Source organism: Kocuria sp. HSID16901 (assembly GCF_003989425.1).
Lineage (GTDB): Bacteria > Actinomycetota > Actinomycetes > Actinomycetales > Micrococcaceae > Rothia > Rothia massiliensis.
This window is the reverse complement of sequence record NZ_RBLM01000003.1, coordinates 299,623-316,726: the sequence shown is the minus strand read 5'-3', so window position 1 is coordinate 316,726 and position 17,104 is coordinate 299,623. Positions and strand designations below refer to the sequence as shown.

At 62.3% G+C, this 17,104-nt stretch carries 14 protein-coding genes and 1 riboswitch; of the genes, 6 read left to right on the top strand and 8 right to left on the bottom strand.

Annotation, left to right across the window (positions count from 1 at the left end; all coding sequences use genetic code 11):
- Positions 1 to 24: 24 nt before the first annotated feature.
- A complete protein-coding gene (locus D8M21_RS06530) occupies positions 25 to 702 on the bottom strand; it encodes a hypothetical protein (RefSeq protein ID WP_048681728.1) in 678 nt (225 codons plus the stop codon).
- A 629-nt stretch (positions 703 to 1,331) separates the two neighbouring features.
- Here D8M21_RS06530 and D8M21_RS06525 point away from each other — a divergent pair.
- Positions 1,332 to 3,035 (top strand): TIGR03767 family metallophosphoesterase, encoded by a 1,704-nt coding sequence (locus tag D8M21_RS06525; protein WP_048681720.1) that lies wholly within the window; start codon positions 1,332 to 1,334, stop codon positions 3,033 to 3,035.
- Here D8M21_RS06525 and D8M21_RS06520 read toward each other — a convergent pair.
- The 4 genes from D8M21_RS06520 to thiO are packed head-to-tail and all read right to left on the bottom strand — an operon-like array spanning position 3,019 to position 6,480.
- On the bottom strand, positions 3,019 to 4,173 hold the full coding sequence (locus D8M21_RS06520; protein WP_048681717.1) for a ThiF family adenylyltransferase: 1,155 nt from the start codon (positions 4,171 to 4,173) through the stop codon (positions 3,019 to 3,021). The two genes, D8M21_RS06525 and D8M21_RS06520, sit on opposite strands and share 17 nt — an antisense overlap.
- The gene (locus tag D8M21_RS06515) at positions 4,170 to 5,006 is read right to left on the bottom strand and encodes a thiazole synthase (RefSeq protein ID WP_048681714.1); all 837 of its coding nucleotides are present in this window, start codon (positions 5,004 to 5,006) and stop codon (positions 4,170 to 4,172) included. The genes D8M21_RS06520 and D8M21_RS06515 overlap by 4 nt, the downstream gene beginning before the upstream one ends.
- A gap of 12 nt (positions 5,007 to 5,018) precedes the next feature.
- Positions 5,019 to 5,258 (bottom strand): sulfur carrier protein ThiS, encoded by a 240-nt coding sequence (thiS, locus tag D8M21_RS06510; protein ID WP_048681711.1) that lies wholly within the window; start codon positions 5,256 to 5,258, stop codon positions 5,019 to 5,021.
- Positions 5,239 to 6,480 carry a glycine oxidase ThiO gene (gene thiO / locus D8M21_RS06505; protein WP_048681708.1) on the bottom strand — a complete coding sequence of 414 codons (1,242 nt, stop codon included), beginning with the start codon at positions 6,478 to 6,480 and terminating at the stop codon, positions 5,239 to 5,241. Before thiO ends, thiS begins: the two co-directional genes overlap by 20 nt.
- 154 nt (positions 6,481 to 6,634) lie before the next feature.
- Between thiO and thiE the strand changes: the two genes are divergently transcribed.
- The gene (gene thiE / locus D8M21_RS06500) at positions 6,635 to 7,396 is read left to right on the top strand and encodes a thiamine phosphate synthase (RefSeq protein WP_053089993.1); all 762 of its coding nucleotides are present in this window, start codon (positions 6,635 to 6,637) and stop codon (positions 7,394 to 7,396) included.
- Between the two features lie 34 nt (positions 7,397 to 7,430).
- Positions 7,431 to 8,816 (top strand): NAD-dependent succinate-semialdehyde dehydrogenase, encoded by a 1,386-nt coding sequence (locus tag D8M21_RS06495; protein WP_048681703.1) that lies wholly within the window; start codon positions 7,431 to 7,433, stop codon positions 8,814 to 8,816.
- A 156-nt stretch (positions 8,817 to 8,972) separates the two neighbouring features.
- Here the strand turns inward: D8M21_RS06495 and D8M21_RS06490 are convergent, their stop codons facing one another.
- Positions 8,973 to 10,208 carry an ABC transporter permease gene (locus tag D8M21_RS06490; RefSeq protein ID WP_126855733.1) on the bottom strand — a complete coding sequence of 412 codons (1,236 nt, stop codon included), beginning with the start codon at positions 10,206 to 10,208 and terminating at the stop codon, positions 8,973 to 8,975.
- 67 nt (positions 10,209 to 10,275) lie between these two features.
- Here D8M21_RS06490 and D8M21_RS06485 point away from each other — a divergent pair, with 67 nt between their 5' ends.
- Positions 10,276 to 10,890 (top strand): TetR/AcrR family transcriptional regulator, encoded by a 615-nt coding sequence (locus tag D8M21_RS06485; protein WP_161970373.1) that lies wholly within the window; start codon positions 10,276 to 10,278, stop codon positions 10,888 to 10,890.
- 57 nt (positions 10,891 to 10,947) lie between these two features.
- On the opposite strand, the gene metE is transcribed toward D8M21_RS06485, so the two are convergent.
- Together metE and D8M21_RS06475 are read right to left on the bottom strand one after the other, a co-directional pair.
- Entirely contained in the window at positions 10,948 to 14,295 is a 3,348-nt protein-coding gene (gene metE / locus D8M21_RS06480) for a 5-methyltetrahydropteroyltriglutamate--homocysteine S-methyltransferase (RefSeq protein ID WP_161800284.1), read from the bottom strand.
- A gap of 107 nt (positions 14,296 to 14,402) precedes the next feature.
- Positions 14,403 to 14,517, bottom strand: a riboswitch (SAM riboswitch).
- A 173-nt stretch (positions 14,518 to 14,690) separates the two neighbouring features.
- On the bottom strand, positions 14,691 to 15,359 hold the full coding sequence (locus D8M21_RS06475) for a DsbA family protein (protein WP_126855731.1): 669 nt from the start codon (positions 15,357 to 15,359) through the stop codon (positions 14,691 to 14,693).
- A gap of 157 nt (positions 15,360 to 15,516) precedes the next feature.
- Between D8M21_RS06475 and D8M21_RS06470 the strand changes: the two genes are divergently transcribed.
- Complete coding sequence (locus tag D8M21_RS06470; protein ID WP_048681788.1) at positions 15,517 to 16,098, top strand: hypothetical protein; 582 nt, start codon at positions 15,517 to 15,519, stop codon at positions 16,096 to 16,098.
- Between the two features lie 387 nt (positions 16,099 to 16,485).
- Positions 16,486 to 17,103, top strand: coding sequence for a DUF47 domain-containing protein (locus D8M21_RS06465; protein WP_048681791.1), 618 nt, complete (start codon positions 16,486 to 16,488; stop codon positions 17,101 to 17,103).
- Position 17,104 lies beyond the last annotated feature (1 nt).

Genomic DNA, 17,104 nt, shown 5'->3' with positions numbered 1-17,104 from the left:
TCCGTTCGGTAATACAGCGTCGGCTTAGGAATCAGCCGGGTTGTTGTACAGCTTGACGGCAACCTCGTTCTTCACCGGAACAAAGGCGTTCCATGCGGTCGGGTTGGTCCAGGTTCCGTTGGCACCGCAGATCTGCTGCGTGCCGGTCATGCTCACGGTGCGGAAACCGTAGGTGGCTTCACCGGTGTATCCCGGGGGAACGTCGTAGGGGCCCACGGTCTGGCCGGCAGTCCAGGAGAGGCTGTACGAAGCCTCGAAGCCGAGCTGGCGGGAGAACTCCTGAGCGATGCCGATGTTGCCACCGTCCTTCGAAGCACCTCCGTTGATGGTGGTGGAGCTGCTCTGCTGACCGTTGGCCTTGAGGCTAATGGTCTGCTCCTTGGAGGTCTCCTGCGTCAGCGGGATGTCCTTGTTGGTGTGGTTGGTCGTGGAGATCGTGCCAACGGGCAAGAAGTTGTCCGTGACCTTGTAAACCACGGTGCGCTTGTCCTCAAGGGCGTTGCAGACCGGGTGCGGGTTGAGCACGTTCGGCTTGATGTGATCCGAACCGTGGTACGTGTTCACGATCGGCAAGTTGGGGTTGAGCTTGGGAGTCTCAGGGTAGTGATTCTCGATGGTCGTGGCGTTAGCAGGCATGGCAGCGACACCGAGCATCAGTGCGCTTCCGCCCAAGATTCCGACCAGCTTTCCTGTCAGCTTCATAGGTGCTCCTCGTATTTACCGGTTCCGAGCGATCTCGTCGACCAGATCCGTATCTGCCGTGCCCAGGAACTCTTATCCGGCCGAGGCCTTCGAGAGTCAGCGGACCAGTCCGAGGATCGAGTCATCAACCTCGAATCTGGTCCGTTCGACGAGATCTGTGAATGGACATTACATAACTCCCCGATGTTCTTCTACGCGTCAGTACAAAACGACCAACGCTCAGTTTGGGAACTTTCGCCCCCGGAATTGCAACGATTTGGTAAAGATCCCACGGGATTTCATACCCACTCCAAACGAACCCGAATCGTTTAATCCAAGCCCCGGCATCGAACCCCGCAATGTCCACCGGCCAGGACTCACGCCAAGCTTTCACGGAAGATCATTCTCAGATGAAAGCAAACCTTTACCGGGGAGTTAAAAACTCAATTAATAGTTGAATATGCGAGTTTGGCTTGCCTAACCTTCATCCCAACTAAACCCACATGCCCACATGTTGTACTCGTCGGTATTTTTATGACGAAATATGACGAATCCCGGCTGCGAGGGTTGTTTCGGTCGACTCGTCGAGGCCATATGCCGGCCAATTTTCTTTTACTTTAAATCCAAGTAGCCGTGGTCGAATCCGTACCATGGCACGCTATTCACGCAGAACCTTCTTCTTGGCCGCCGGCACCGTAGCCGCAAGCTCGAGCCTCCTCCCCTCGACCCTGACGCCCGCGATGGCACAAGACAGGATCGCTTCTGCCGCGGGCACCACCCTTGAATCGTCTGCAGTCCCCATCGGCACCACGGGATACCGCCGCCTCGCCGCCGGCCCCGGCTATCCCCTCAAGGTCCGGCCCGAAGCCCTACCGACGCCGCCCACCACCGAAGGCACCGACCGTCGCAAAACGTTAGCCTCCTTCGTGCAACTCACCGATATGCACGTCGTCGACGCACAATCCCCCATGCGCTTCGAATACCTGCATGACCTCACCGGTTCGGCCTTCCGTCCGCAGGAAGCATTCGGGACGCAAGGTTCCGTATCGCTGATTCAACGGATTAACTCTTTGGGCAAGGGCCCGCAAACGGGCCGTCCGCTCGACTGCGTCGTCACCACGGGCGACAGCACCGATAACCACGAAAGCGTTGAGCTGGACTGGTTCCTCACCATCATGAATGGCGGTTCGCTGACCCCGAATACCGGCGCACCAGATCGATGGGAGGGCGTCCAGAACTCCTCAAACCCCCAATATTGGCTCCCCGAAAGCGACGTCGAAGACCGTTATAAAAAGGCCGGGTTCCCGGTCGTCTCGGATTTCTTCGCCCGCGCCATGGCCCAGCACAGCAGCCCGGGCCTGAAATTTCCGTGGTTTAGCGTGTTCGGAAACCACGACGACTCCATCTGCGGAACGTTGCCCTCCGACTGGGCAGCATTCCGAGACATGTACACCGGTTCACTTAAATTCACCGGGTTCCGCGATGCAACGGCCAACCGGCAGCTCGAACGGCAGATCACGACCGACACCACTCAAGCCAGCAGTGCCCCCAGAGTGACGGCGAATAAGACGCCCAAACAGGACTTTCACGTCACCGCGGATGCCCGACGCAAGCCATTCACGCCATCCGAATTTATGCAGGCCCACCTGGACCACCCGTCGCCGGTCGGCCCCCTCGGAAACGGCTTTACTCCGGACCATGTGGGGCAGGGTATCGGGTACTACTCCTTCGACATTGCCGACGGCGTCGTCGGGATTGCCCTGGACTCGACCAATAGGGCCGGCTTTACCGGCGGATCCATCGGGGATGCCCAATACCGTTGGTTGGAACAGACGCTACGTGCCGGTTCCAGTCACTGGTACGACGGTCTGGGCGTTCGGAAGACCCAGTCCGCCGAAGACACCTATTTCATCGTCTTCAGCCATCACACGCCCGATACTATGAACAACCTGCTGCTCGCACCGGGTAATTCCGAGATTCGGCACGCCGGGTGGGACGTCGCGAACCTCCTGACACGCTTTCCTAATGTGCTGGCTTGGGTCAACGGCCATACCCACACCAATAAAATCACGCTGAAGCAGCACCGCACCCCCGAGCGCTCCTATTGGGAGATCAACACCGCTTCCCACGTGGATTATCCGCAGCACGCCCGAACCATCGAAGTGACGGACAACGGCAACGGCACGGTCTCTTTGCTGACCACGATCCTCGAATCCGAAGCTCCTTACGACGGGGATTCTGCCGCGACGCTGTACCGCGAGTACTCCTTCAACGATCTCCACGCCGATTCCAAACTCATGGGCACAGACCAGGATCACAACACCGAATTGCTGCTGGTTAGCCCCCGGAGTTAGGTCTCGCTTCGCCCCACGCGTCGTAACCACCCGTCAGGCTTCGAATCGAAACACCGCCCAGGGCCTCTTCCAGGAGGCCTTGAGCCTGGCGGGACCGCACCCCGGCTTTGCAATACACGATGGTCGGGATTCCTTCCCGGATGTGACGATCCGCAACGCCTCGGGGATCTTCGCCGATGCTCCCCAAGGGGATGTTGACGGCTCCCGAGATGGCGCCCAGCCGGAATTCCCACGGCTCGCGGACATCCAGGATGGTCAATTCCGCGTCACCCCCGAGGAGATTCCGCAGCTCGGCCACGGAAATCGCCTCGCCGGGCAGGGCCTCGCTCGAGATATCACACTGCGTCGGTCCGGTCTCCTCGACGAGGTCCGGCGCAACACTCGTCACGGGAGCTCGATGTGGATCTGGGCTCACTCGCAATTCGCGGAAGGTCGCGGCGAGTGCGTCATAAACCATGACGCGGCCCAAGAGGGTCTCACCAATACCGGCGATCAGCTTGATGGCCTCGGTGGCCATCAGGGTTCCGACGACGCCGGGCAGGACACCGATCACGCCCGCCTCCGCGCAGGAAGGAACCTCTCCCGGCGCCGGAGGTTCAGGAAACAGATCGCGATACGTGGGCCCGCGCCCACCCCAAAATACGCTCACCTGACCCTCGAAACGCAGGATCGCACCATAGACCACGGGCTTCCCGAGGATTTCCGCTGCGTCAGAGACGATGTAGCGGGTGAGGAAATTATCCGAACCATCGATCACCACGTCCGCATCCCGAAGGAGCTCGAGAGCGTTTTCCCTAGTCAAGCGGGTTCGATGTTCGACGACGTGGGCTTCCGGATGCAGCTCGTGGACGACGTCGGCCGCTGAGGAGGTCTTGGGGCGCCCGATGTCGGATTCCCCGTGAATGACTTGGCGGTGGAGGTTCGAGCGGTCCACGAGATCGTCGTCGATGATCTCGAGATGGCCAACGCCTGCCGCGCCAAGGTACTGCAGTATGGGAGCCCCCAGTCCCCCGGCCCCCACCACGACCACGCGGGAATCGAGGAGGGCGCATTGGGCTTCGGGACCGAACCCTGACAGGCCCAGGTGACGCTGAAATCGCTCGAGCTGGCTTGGGCTGAGGTCTTCGACGCGTGTCACAGGCGATCCTCTGCCCGAACCCGGCCGCTCATGGGTGAGGATGCCACCGCGTCGGCGCGGCGCGGGATGCGCCCAGCATGCCTGGCCCAGTATCCAGCTTCGGTTCCGAATCGCATGGCCTGAGCCATCGCTTTCGGGTCGCGGGCCCGCGTGACAGCGGAGGCCGCGAGCACGGCGTCGCACCCGAGTTCCATGGCTTGAGCCGCTTCCGAGGCAGTCCCAAGGCCGGCATCCACCACCACGGGAACCGAGGCCCTGGCCGCAATCAGCTCGATATTGAACGGGTTCAGAATTCCTAAGCCCGTGCCGATCGGCGAGCCTAAGGGCATGACGGCGGCGGCCCCCACATCTTCCAGCCGGAGCGCCACGCTCGGGTCGTCCGTGGTGTACACGAACGGCACGAAACCCTGATTCGCGAGCTCCTCCGTGGCTTTGAGGGATTCGACGACGTCCGGCAGCAGAGTGGTCTCATCCGCAATGACTTCAACCTTGACGAGGTTGGTCTCCAAGGCTTCCCGCGCGAGCTGGGCCGTCAGCACGGCGTCTTTGGCGGTGAAGCTCCCGGCCGTATTGGGCAGGACGTCGATGTTCAATCGTTCCAAAAGCTCAAAAACGCTGGTGCGGCCCTCGGGACTGAATTTGCGCACCGCGACCGTGGTCAGGGCGGTACCGGACGCAATCAGCGCCCGTTCCAGGGAGGAAAGGTCCGTGGCGCCGCCGGTTCCCATGATGAGTCGGCTCGTCAGCTCGTAGTCGCCCACGCGCAGCGTCGGGATGTGCGGTGCTTGGACTTCGGGCGTGGTCGCGGGAGGAGTTTTCGTGGTGTTGTCCATGGTGATGCCTTTCTATCCGCCCTGCACGGCGGTGACGAGTTCCAGTGTGGCTCCGGCAGCGATGCGCCGTTCTGACCAGGTGCTCCGAGGCACGACGGCCCCGTCCATCGACACCGCTATCCCGAGACGTCCGCCGTCCTGGGGCGTGCCATCCGGTGCGAGACGACGCCCCGTGGCCTGGGTAACGACGTCGACGATGGTGGCGCCGTCGTCCACGGTGAGCTGTTGATCGTTAACGGTGATGATTGCCATTGGCGGGCCCTTTCTGGGTCAGAGAATGATTCGGTGCGGCCTCGCGTTCGATCCGCCCTGGGTTCATGGCCGCAAGGAGTTCGGCGTCCTCGGAGGAGAGCGTCTCCCCCGAAAGCAGCGCCGCGCCGAGTCTCGCCCCGAGGGGAGCCAGCAATATTCCGTGTCGGGAATACCCGGCCGACACCAGGATTCCTGGCGCCTTCGGGATCAGGCCGACGTACGGGATGTCATCCGGTGACACCGGGCGGGCCCTCGCGGTGATGTCTGCGATCTCGAAGTGCCGGAGCGCGGGCAGGACCGTGATGGCGTCTTCCAGGAGTTCGTGCACTCCCCCTGCGTGGATGCCGTCGAGTCCGTCCTCACGCACGGTTGCTCCGACCACGATTTCGCCGTCGTCGCGCGGCACGAGGTAAACCTGTCGCCCCAGAATCGTCGCGCGAATGGTGGACGAGAGCACGGGCTTCCGATCCGCACCTACGGGATCTCGAGGTCGCAACCGCAGGATGTCTCCGTACACCGGCCGAAGGTCGAGGGACAGGTCGGAGAGTATTCCGTTCAGCGACGTGCACCCCATTCCGCAGGCGACGACGACCCGGTCCGCCGCCCATTCCGTACCGCCGTCTGTGTGCACCGCATAGGGTCCGTCGGCCGAACCGGTGACCCGTTCCACTCGCTCGGCGACCCACTCAACGGCCGGTCCGACCCCCGGAAACTCCGTGGGGTCGAGCTCCCGAGACAAGGCGTCCCGAAGTGCCACGCACAGGACTCTGGGGTCCACTTGGGCGTCGTCGGGAGCAGCGAATCCTCCGGCGATGCGCGCGTTGAGGAAAGGTTCGCGCTGCTGAATCTCCTGGGTCGCGAGCCGCTGAATATTCAGCCCGTATTCCGTGTGGACGCGGGCGTGATCGCGCACTCGCTCGAGGTCGCTTCGATCGCCGCCGATCAACAAGGTTCCATTGTCGAGGAATCCGGTGGGGAGGTCCGTTGCTCGGCCCACTTCTTCCACGAGACGCGGGTATTCCCGGCGCGCGGCCACCAGCAAGGGGTACAACCGCTCTTGACCAAATTGCACCTCGCTGACCGGTGCCAGCATTCCCGCGGCCGCATACGTTGCGCCACCCGCGACGTCGGGGTCGCACACCGTGACCCGGTGCCCCTTAAGACGCAGGTGCCAGGCTGACTGCAACCCCACGATTCCTGCACCCAGTACGACGACGTGCACGTGATTCTTCCTCCTCACGGCGGCATGATCCGCTTCGAGTCCAAATGGTCGGCGGTTTTGCCCTCTCAGACCGGCCATCCCGGTCTCCCACGTTCTGCCTAGTCTATGACGAGGACCAACCTCCAGAGAAGTCTCCTGTACTACTCTGTGGAGCGTGACCCACCTTGACGATTCACCCCACGGCCAGACGACGCATGCCGCGCGCCTCGAACGCCTCACCGATGCGCGCCTCTACCTCTGCACCGACCTCCAAGAATTCGTCGATCGAACCCCCGACGAATTCCACCCCGAGCACCTGAACCTCCCGCGAGTCACCCAGTTCTTCCGCGAGTGTTTCCGGGGCGGCGTGGATATCATCCAGGTCCGAGACAAAAAGGTGTCCGCCCAGACCGAACTCACCGCATTGCGCATCCTGGTTTCCGTGGCACGGGCCGAAGGTGGCCTCTCGGCGGCCAACGACCGGGCCGATCTGGCCGCACTCGCCGCGGTGGACGTCTTTCACATCGGGCAAACCGACGTGACTCCCCGTCAGGCCCGACAGATTCTGGGCCCGGAGACCCTCATCGGACGCTCCTGCCACCACCAGGACCACGTCGTCGCCGCCGTCGACGACCCCGACGTCGATTACTACTGCACTGGCCCCGTTTGGGAGACCCCCACCAAGCCCGGGCGGACCGCCGTGGGACTGGCCCTTCCTTCCTTCGCCGCGCAACAACCGGGGAATACGCCGTTTTTCGCGATTGGAGGGATCAACGCGGATAACCTGAACGAGGTGTTGGCCAGCGGCGCCACCCGGGTCGTCGTCGTGCGAGCGATCACGGAATCCTCAGACCCTCAGGAGGCCGTCACGACCCTCCGCGACGGGCTCCGCCGTCGTCATGACCGGCAACATTCAGCCACGACCGAAACTCGCTAGACGGACGAGTATAAAACGGGGTTTGCTAGGGAATATGAGTACTTTCGCAGTAACCAATCCCAGCACCGGAGTCGTCGAGGAAACCTTCGATTCCCTCAGCCCCGAGCAGATTCCCCACATCATCGACCGGGCTCACCAAGCATTCGAATCCTGGAAGGACACCCCGCTCTCGGACCGGGCCGCAGTCCTCGAAAAATTTGCCGATATTGTCGACTCCCGAGTCGATGAATTGGCCGACATCATCGGTCGGGAAATGGGCAAGCCGCTCAAGCAGGGCAAGGCGGAGGCCACCAAGGTGGCTTTTACGGCCCGCTGGTTCGCCAAGAATTCGGCGCGGTTCCTGGAAAATACGGAACTACCCGAAGCCCAAGGCGCAGACAAGACCTACGTCAAGCACGATCCCCTGGGCGTTCTGCTCGGCATCATGCCGTGGAACTTCCCGTACAACCAGATCGCGCGTTTCGTCTTGCCGAACCTCATGGTGGGCAACACGATCCTCATGAAGCAGGCCGCTATCTGCCCCAAGTCCTCGCAGACTTTCCAGGACATGCTCGATGAGGCAGGCCTCCCCGAGGGCGTCTACACCAACATCTACCTGAACAGCAGCGACGCCGAAGAGGTCCTCAAGGACTTCCGAGTCAAGGGATTCTCTTTGACGGGCTCCGAGGATGCGGGCGCTTCCGTAGCCGCGATTGCCGCCAAGTACTACAAGCGTTCCGTCTTGGAACTCGGCGGCAATGACCCGCTGGTCGTCTTGGACACCGACGACGTCCCTGCCCTCGCCCAGAAGGCCGTCACCCTCCGCATCTCGAATGCGGGTCAGGTGTGCACCTCGCCCAAGCGATTCATCGTTCTCGAGGAGATCTACGACGAATTCGTGGCCGCCGCCAAGCAGGCCGTGGAGAACGTGACCGTCGGGGCCTACGACGACCCCAACACCGACATGGGCCCGCTCTCCTCCGAGGGCGCTCGTGACGAGGTCGTCGAGCGCATCGCTCAGGCCGTTCGGGACGGAGCGACGCTCCACACCGGCGGCGAGAAGCTCGACCGCGACGGATGGTTCATGTCCCCGGCGCTGCTGACCGATATCGACCCCTCCTCCGATCTGGGGTGCAACGAACTGTTCGGCCCGGCCGTCATGATCTACAAGGCGAAGGACGAAGAGGATGCCCTGCGCCTGGCGAACGATACCCAGTATGGTCTCATGGCGTCGGTGTGGACCACCGACCCCGAACGAGGCCAGAAGTTCGCCGAAAAGATCAATGCGGGCATGACCTTTGTGAATACCCACATGGATTCCAGCCCGGAGTTCCCCTTCGGCGGCATCAACCGCTCGGGTTACGGCCGTGAAAACGCCCAGTGGGCCCTCCAGCAGTTCACCAACGAACGCACGGTCCGGGTGAAGAACCAGCAGCTCTAGCAGCTGACCTTCCTGGGGAGAGATCGCGGCCGACGTCGCCTCCCTACCCCAGACGTGACCAGGGCTGGTCGTGGAATCGAGAAACCCTCGACTCCGCGACCAGCCCTTCGTTGTTCAGGGGGGGGGCGTCGCCCCCCCCTGAGTCCTCGCGACTACCTATGCAGTGACTCCAGACGAATCTCCACTAGCGGTGCTCTTGCGGTGTCGCGGTGCGTGGTCGTGCCCGGCGACGTCGTCGGAGCCCTCGGTGGAGTTCTCACCAGAGTCCTCCACGTCAGGGGTTTCGTCGTTGATCGAGTTGTGCCGGAAGTGGCCGACGCTCGTGAGGAGCACGCCGAGCGCGACCCACGCGATGAGCGTCCACCACTGCTGCGCGGTCGGGGCATCCGGGAAGTAGCTCAGCGACCGAAGCAACGTGTTCGATGCGCCCGGAACGAGGAATTGGCCGATGTGGCCCCACGGCTCGGCGAGGAACTGCCACGGAGCCGTGGCCCCGGAGAGCGGGTTGCCAATCAGCAAGGTCACCAACGCGCCGATGCCAATGCCTGGGGCGCCCAAAATGGCCGTACATCCGAGGATGAAGGTCGCCGTCGCCATCGCGGAAAGCCCGAAGGCCAACCACAGCAAGCCAAAGTTGCCGCTGACGAACCCGAACCACGTATGAAGAATCAGCGTGAGGCTCAGTCCGGCAAGCGCGTCGTAGGCCACGGCGGCGATGAGGCGTCGCCACACGCCCTTGACCAAGAACGTGATGAGCACGCCACCGATCATTCCGCCCAGGACCAGCGGGAACGCCGCGGCGGTGAGGCCAGCCCCATTGGGGTCATCCTCGGACAGCGGGACAATTTCGGTGACAGGAACCTCGGCCGTGGCGGCCTTCTGCTGCATCGCCAACGCCTGCTGCGCCTGCGCCCCCGAGAGGTTTCCGCCGGACTTCTTCTGAAGCTGCTCCACCTGCGCGGTGATCTGAGTCCGCATCTGCGTGGTGAGCTGGTCGCCCATGCCCTTCATGATCTGCGTCGCGGTGGAGTTCGACGCCGGGGCAGTCAGCACCTCGGGCATATTCGGCTGTTCCGCAAGAATGATGGCGCCGTACGTTTCACGGTGCTTGATTTGGTCCACGGCCTGATCGCGGGAATCGGCGTGTACGAAGTCGAAGGTATCTCCGCTCTTCTCGGAGACCTTGTTTTCAAACTGGTCCACGGCTTGCTGGGGTCCGGCCACGCTCACGGGAAGGTTGTGGGTTTCTGCCGTCTTGGTGGGCCAGCTGAAAGCTAGTACGAAGATCGACACGACGAGTGCCGCGACGAGGGATACCCCCAGGACTTTCCCCAGATGGCTACCGCGGTGCGCGGTGGATTCCGCGCCTGCGGTCGTTTGGCTGCTGCTCATGGCGCCTCCTAAAAAGAACGTTCGTTTTTGTTGGCATCAGCCTAACAGAACGACTATTCTCTTTTCCATGCCTAAACTTTCCGAATCCACCAAGACGGAACGCCGCGAGCGGATCATCGTCGCCGCGCGCGAATGTTTCAGGCGCAATGGCTTCTCCAACACGTCCATGTCCGACATCGTCGAGGCCTCTGGCATGTCCGCAGGGTCCATCTACTCCCACTTCGAGGGAAAGGCCGACATCATGCGCGGCACCGCAGAGAGCATTTTTCGCGCCGCGATCAACGACCTTCGAGAGTTACAACGTGACAAGCGTTACCGACCCACCCCTGCCGATCTCGTCAAACTCTTGGCCATTACCCTCCGAAATATCGGTCTCGGCCCCCTTCTGATTCAGTTCATTTCGGAATCCACGGTCAACCCGGAACTTGCCGGCGTCGCACAAGAGAACTTGAGACGGGCTCGCACGGTCTTATCTGAGAACCTCATCCCGTGGACCACCGCTCGGGCCGAAGAACGAGGGGACTCCCTAGATCCCGCCGACCCTTCGACGGATCCCGAACGCATTGCCAACGTCATCATGGTGATTTTGCACGGATTTTTACTGCGCACTTCCGTGGAACCTGACGTGAACCTCGAAAGACTTGCCGCCGACGTAGCGACCTTGATGCCAGACATTCCCTAAGCTCGGACGCACGACGGCGGGGCCCGCCGCAGCAGACCCCGCCGTCGTCGTCATGCGCTAGACCGCGACCGTTTCCCGGACCCCATGGGCGCCCGCCACCAAATGCCGCAAGGCCGCCGTTGTTTCGGTGTAGCCCCGGGTTTTCAGACCACAGTCGGGATTGGCCCAAAGCCTCCCGCGGGGAACCACCGAAGCAGCGGTGGCCAGCAACTCGCTAATTTCCTCCTGCGCCGGAACGCGCGGCGAATGAATATCCCACACGCCGGGACCGATGCCCCGCTCAAAGCCGATCTCGGACAACGGTCCGAGGAGCTCCATGCGCGACCGGGCGGCCTCGACGCTCGTCACGTCCGCATCTAAGGCGTCAATCGCCGAGAGCACCTCGCCGAATTCCGAATAGCAGAGATGGGTGTGGATCTGCGTTTCGGGTCGGACTCCCGACGTCGCGATGCGGAAGGCACGGACCGACCACTCCAGGTAGTCGGCGTGATCGCGACGTCGTAGGGGAAGCAGTTCCCTCAGGGCCGGCTCGTCGACCTGGATCGCACGAATCCCGGCCGCTTCCAGATCGCGCACCTCGTCTCGGAGGGCCAGCGCGACTTGTTCCGCCGTCTCGGAAACCGGCACGTCCTCGCGGATGAACGACCAGGCCAGGATGGTGACCGGCCCGGTCAGCATGCCCTTGACCGGACGGTCGGTGAGAGATTGCGCGTACGAGGCCCACGGCACGGTGATGGCTTCTCCCCCAATTCCCGGGCCAACCCGCTTGACGTCCCCCCACAAGATCGACGGCCGAGTGCAGCGCGAACCGTACGACTGCACCCACCCGTGTTGTGTGGTGTCAAAGCCCTCAAAGTGCTCGGCAAAATACTGCACCATGTCGTTGCGCTCAGGCTCGCCGTGCACCAAAAGGTCCAGGCCGATGTCCTCTTGCAGGGAGATGACCTCGCGAATTTCCTGCCGAAGCCGGGAGTCGTAATCCGCATCGGAAACGCGGCCGGCGCGATGGGCGGAACGCACGGCCCGCAATTCCGGGGTCTGTGGGAAGGAGCCAATGGTCGTGGTGGGAATCTGGGGCAAGTCCGCGGCAACCCCGCGCTGCTCTTGAGCTTCCCGACGCACCTCGAAGGGTTCGCGGCGGGCATCGTCTTCTGAAAGGCGAGCGCGTCGTTCGCGGATTTCGATCCGTCGCACACCCTCGGTCTCAGCACGGTGGCGCAGAGCCTCGTCCGACTCCCGAAGTTGCTCCTCGATCGCGTCTCCGCCTTCCGCAAGGCCTCGGGCGAGGGCGACCGTTTCCTCGACCTTTTGGTCCGCGAAGGCCAACCATCGCTTCGGCGCCTCGGACAGACGTGTTTCCCGCTCGACGTCGTGAGGGACGTGAATAAGGGAGGTCGAGGTGCACACCGAAACGCGCGCTCCTGCGTCCCGTAACCGTTCCACCAGGTCGAAGGCACGACGAAGATCCGTGCGCCACACGTTGCGCCCATTGACGACGCCGGCCACCAACGTCGGGGAGTCTGGACGGGTAAACAGTGCGAGCTGCTCTGGGGAAAGGTCTCGGAGGACGCCGCGCTCGGGCCCCGAAGTGAGGTCCACATGAACCGCTTCGACGCCGCTCTCGACCAAAGGCTCCAACAACCCCTCGGCATCTCCATAAGGCGTGGTGACCAGGAGGGAGGGGCGTCCATCACCGCGAGATTCGGTGAGCTGACGGTACGTTTCACGCACCGCCTCCGCGAGATCCGGACGGTCGACGTCCGCCACCAGTCCCGGTTCGTCGAGTTGAACCCAGTCGGCTCCGGCCGCACCCAAGTCCGCAATGATCTGCCGATAGACCTCGGTCAGATCCTGAAGGCGGCTCAGTGGGTCGAACCCCTCCGGGGCGTCATCGTCCGCCTTGGAAAGGAGCAAGAACGTGATCGGACCAACCAGTGCGGGCCGGAGCTTCTCCGGGGATCCCGACGACGCCGCGTCCTGCAACTGTCGGCCAAACTCGCTCGTATTCGCACTCAACGGGGTCTCCGGACCAATTTCCGGCACCAGGTAGTGATAGTTCGTGTCGAACCATTTGGTCATTTCGAGCGGCGAATGGGCGTCATCGCCACGGGCCAGAACAAAGGCGGCGTCTTCGTCCAGAGCCCCGGCGTCGTCACGCAGATCCGCGAGGCGTCGAGGAACTGCGCCGGTGGCCAACACGACGTCGAGCACCTGGTCGTAGAGGGCCCACGAGGCCGGGATCGACGCCGCGTCGGTCAGCCCCAGCCGTTCGAGCCTTTCCGTGGCCGCGCTCCTCACTCCCTTCACGGCGTTCGCTAGATCGTCCCGTCCATGGGTACCGCTCCAGTACTTCTCGAGCGCACGTTTGATCTCTCGATCGGGTCCAATTCGCGGATACCCCACGATGGTCGCGGAAGGTACGCGCCGCCTAGCCTCGGCAGGGTTTGCTTCCGGGACAGTCTGCTGGCTGGTCTGTTCATTCTGGCGCTGGGTCACGATGTTCTCCTGAGAAGTCAGTGGGGATTCGGTGCGTCCGGCACGCAAACCGAGACGGTCTACGAGCTCGAGGGCAGCTCGATGTTCGTTGAAGGTGTAAAGGTGAAGTCCGGGTGCTCCGGCGTCGAGGGCTTGGCGGGCGAAGTATTCTGCGTGATCCACGCCGACGGCCAGCCTCTCGGCTTCGGTACGGGCGGTTTCGAGTCGATGAGCGAAATCCGCATCCGGCGCGAGGCCCGCGAGTTCACACACCCGGAGGTACCTCTTCAGGCTGGTCACCGGAAGGATCCCGGGAACCAACGGCAGGTCCACCCCGTTGGCCGAGGCGCGGGTGACAAGGTCGGAGTAGTGCGTCGGGTCCGTATAGACCTGCGTGATCGCAAAGTCCGCACCGGCTCGCTGTTTGGCGAGCAGCACCTCGGTGTCCTGGTGGATGCTCGAGGAATCCGGGTGACGGACCGGATAGGCCGCAACTCCGACGGCGAGCCGTCCGGCGCACAATTCGGGCACTCTTTGCCGCTCGACGTCGCGAATGAGCTCGACCAGATGACGGGCGAAGGGAAGTTCCTCGGAGAGCAGGTGGTGGCCCTCTGGCCTATCTCCACGGAGCGCCAGGAACCCCCGAACCCCGAGATCAATCATCTCGCCGATCAACTCGTGGAGCTTCGGGGCGGGTTGTCCGGTGGCGATCACGTGGGCCAACGGGCGAAGGCCGGTGCGATGAACCAGATGGTCCAGCAATCTGAGGCTTTGCCGGCGTCGTTGTCCGTCCACGGCGGCGGTCACCGAGACGTAATCGGGCCGAACCTCTTCTAATTTCTCGACGGTCGCGGCCAATTTCTCTTCGCTGATCCGCCCTCGCGGCGGATATAACTCGAAGGAAAGTGCCGGTGGGTGGTGTGGTTTCACGGCGGGTTCTCCTTTCGGATACGCCCGATGCAGCGTGAAAACCGTGCGGCCGACGGCGAAGAGAGGGTCGATCGTCGACCCCGCTACCGCCGACCGAGGTTCAATGCACTCCATCGGTCCTGGCGGGAGCACCTTTCCGTGAATATGCGACGAGAGTAATTCGTCTCACGGTGGTTGCTGTGACGTCGTCGAGCCAGGTCTCTCAGTCACTCTGGATAGATACGGTGCTATTCAAGCCCGCGGCTTTGGTGTTCCTCAAGGATTTGACGCGAAATGTCGAGTGTCGTCAGGTAAGACGACGTGACGTCACGCGCGGGAAACATTTCGGAACTAACCTTCTCGAGACGAAATGTGAGCGAGGACCGTCAATTCTTGCTCACGCTGGAGACACAAACTCACTCATCATCTGTCATCTCTTCGAAGGTGTGGATCATGCGGTCCAGACTGCAATTTGCATCCAAATCCCGTACCACCAATCCATCCACCACGAATGCAGGGGCTCCTGCGATGTCCAGCGCTTCCGCTTCGTCGCGCTGCGCCTCCACGGCCTGCTTCACCTCGGGACTGTCCATTTCCTCCAGGAACCGCCCTGGGTCGATACCGAGGGAGGCCGCGAATCTCACGAGGCATTCGAACAACGCGTACGGGCCGCCCGCCCCTTCCCACTCCGACCGGTGGCGCAGGAGAAGATCCGCCATCTCCGGAAACCGATCCAGCCGCTCTGCAGCCTCCATCGCATAGGCAACCGGGACGGCAGATCCGTGAAGACTCAGGGGATAGTTCTTGATGTCGAGGTTCATGCGGCCGCTGAGCCTCCGCCCCGCCTCATAGAAAGTTCGGTAGGCCTCCTCGGCGTATCGACTCTGATAGTCGATGTACATCACGGCCGTGGGCGCACCGGGCTGATGGTGGTTGATGTGCGTTGCTTCCACGCTCGACCAAGCCGCCGGCGCTGGGCCGTCCGAGGCCAGGCCCACCCGGGCATCCGTGGACATGTAGGCCGCGCATCCGAGGGTCAGAACACCCACCAGAGCCACGACTCCCCACTGACCAATCTTCGCCATGGCTCCCTCATTCGCCAGTTTCAGCCCTTTAGTCGGAAATCGATAAAGAACAGACTAGTCCAAATTTGGTCTACACCCAAGTAACTTTCATTGTGGTGCGGATAATTCCGTGATTACATAGGAAAGTCACCAGAGTTTCGCCCCTCGAGAGGTAACAATGTCAGAGAACCACCCGAACCCCACGGGAAACCAGCCCCCTCAGTTCAACGGCGGTCCCGAGCAGGGAACCCCGCAGTACCAGGGCGGAAATCAGCCCGCCGGCCAGCCGGGTTACGGTCAGCCGCAGTATCAGGGCAGTGACTTCGGTCAGCGCAGCCCGTTGGACCGCCCGAAATCGGTCAAGACGGCGTCCGTGCTGATCTTCATCGTCGGTGGTCTGACAATTCTCGGCGGTCTCTTCGGGATGCTCGGCGGACTCGCCGCCAGCGCGTCGACCGAAGCAGCCGATGCCCTCCAGGGCATCCCCCCGGGAGCCCTCATCGGCCTCGGAGTCGTCGACATTATCTTGGGTCTCGTCTTGATCTTCGCCGGTGTGGCCGTTCGCAAGGGCAAGAACTGGGGCCGGATTGCCACTTTGGTCATCACGATCCTGCTGATCATCAGCTTCATCGTCTCCCTGATCGGCGGCAACTTTAGCGGCATCGTCGGCGTGGTCCTCCTGATCATCGCCTCCGTGAACCTCTGGAAGGGCGAAGGCGCGGCCTGGTTCAAGACCCTCCAGGGTCACCAGGCTCGCTAAGACGAAAAGCTTTAAGGGGCAACGGCAACGTTGCCTTGGGCAAGGGGACGGACCATATGGTCCGTCCCCTTGTTGCGTGAGCCGGCACCCACTGGTGCTCGTTGACAGTCCCCCAAGCCGAGGGCCACACTGGATGTAAGGCACTGGGCCGCAGGTTGCCCCGGGCTCCATCATTTAGCCGCTACGAGCGGCCTTCCGCCGAGAGGCGCACCCGGTCCAGTGCCCCATAAACCTTCGAGAACGCCTCCGACGCCGTCGGGGGCGTTTTTCGCGCGCACGCGTGGAGGAACGTAACCTCTCCGCGCGTCATGAAGCCGCCGAGGTCAACTTGTTAACCCTGGGCGGTTATCTTAAAGACGATGACGACAGAACTTTGGAAGGCTCAGCGTGGCAATTCGCCTCTTTCCACAAGAGAATAGGGCTCTTGTGCTCCTAGCCGAGATGGCTCAGCTCGTCGTGGACGCGACCTCGGCCACCTCCCGCATGATGGGCTCACCGGCCTCTGACCACGAGGACGTGTTCCAACAGGCGCTCGAGATCGAAGGAAAGTCGACCGATCACTTTTTCGCCCTGATGACCACGGTCCGTAGCGCCTTCGTACTTCCCCTACCTCGCGCCGACCTCTACCAACTGGCCCAGCGCCTCAACCAGGCCACGGAATCCTTGACGTCCGCAACCCACATCATTCGCATCCATAACTTGGATCGCTTCTCCTCCCGCGCGTCCGATTTGCTCGACCTCCTTCAGCGTCAGGCTTCACTCACGACCGAAGCGATGCGTCATCTCTCCGATCTCGAGGGGCTGGACGAGTACTGGATCGAGGTGCTTCGCATGTCGAAACAGTCGATCCGCACCACCGACCTCTACCAAGCGGACATGATGGACCGGCTCAAACCGGCGTCGTACATCAAAGAGGCTCAATTCACGGATAAGCTCCAGACGGCCTCGTTGAGCGTTCGCCAGGTCGCAACCGACGTGGGGCGAATCCTCGTTCAGGAGTCGTAGG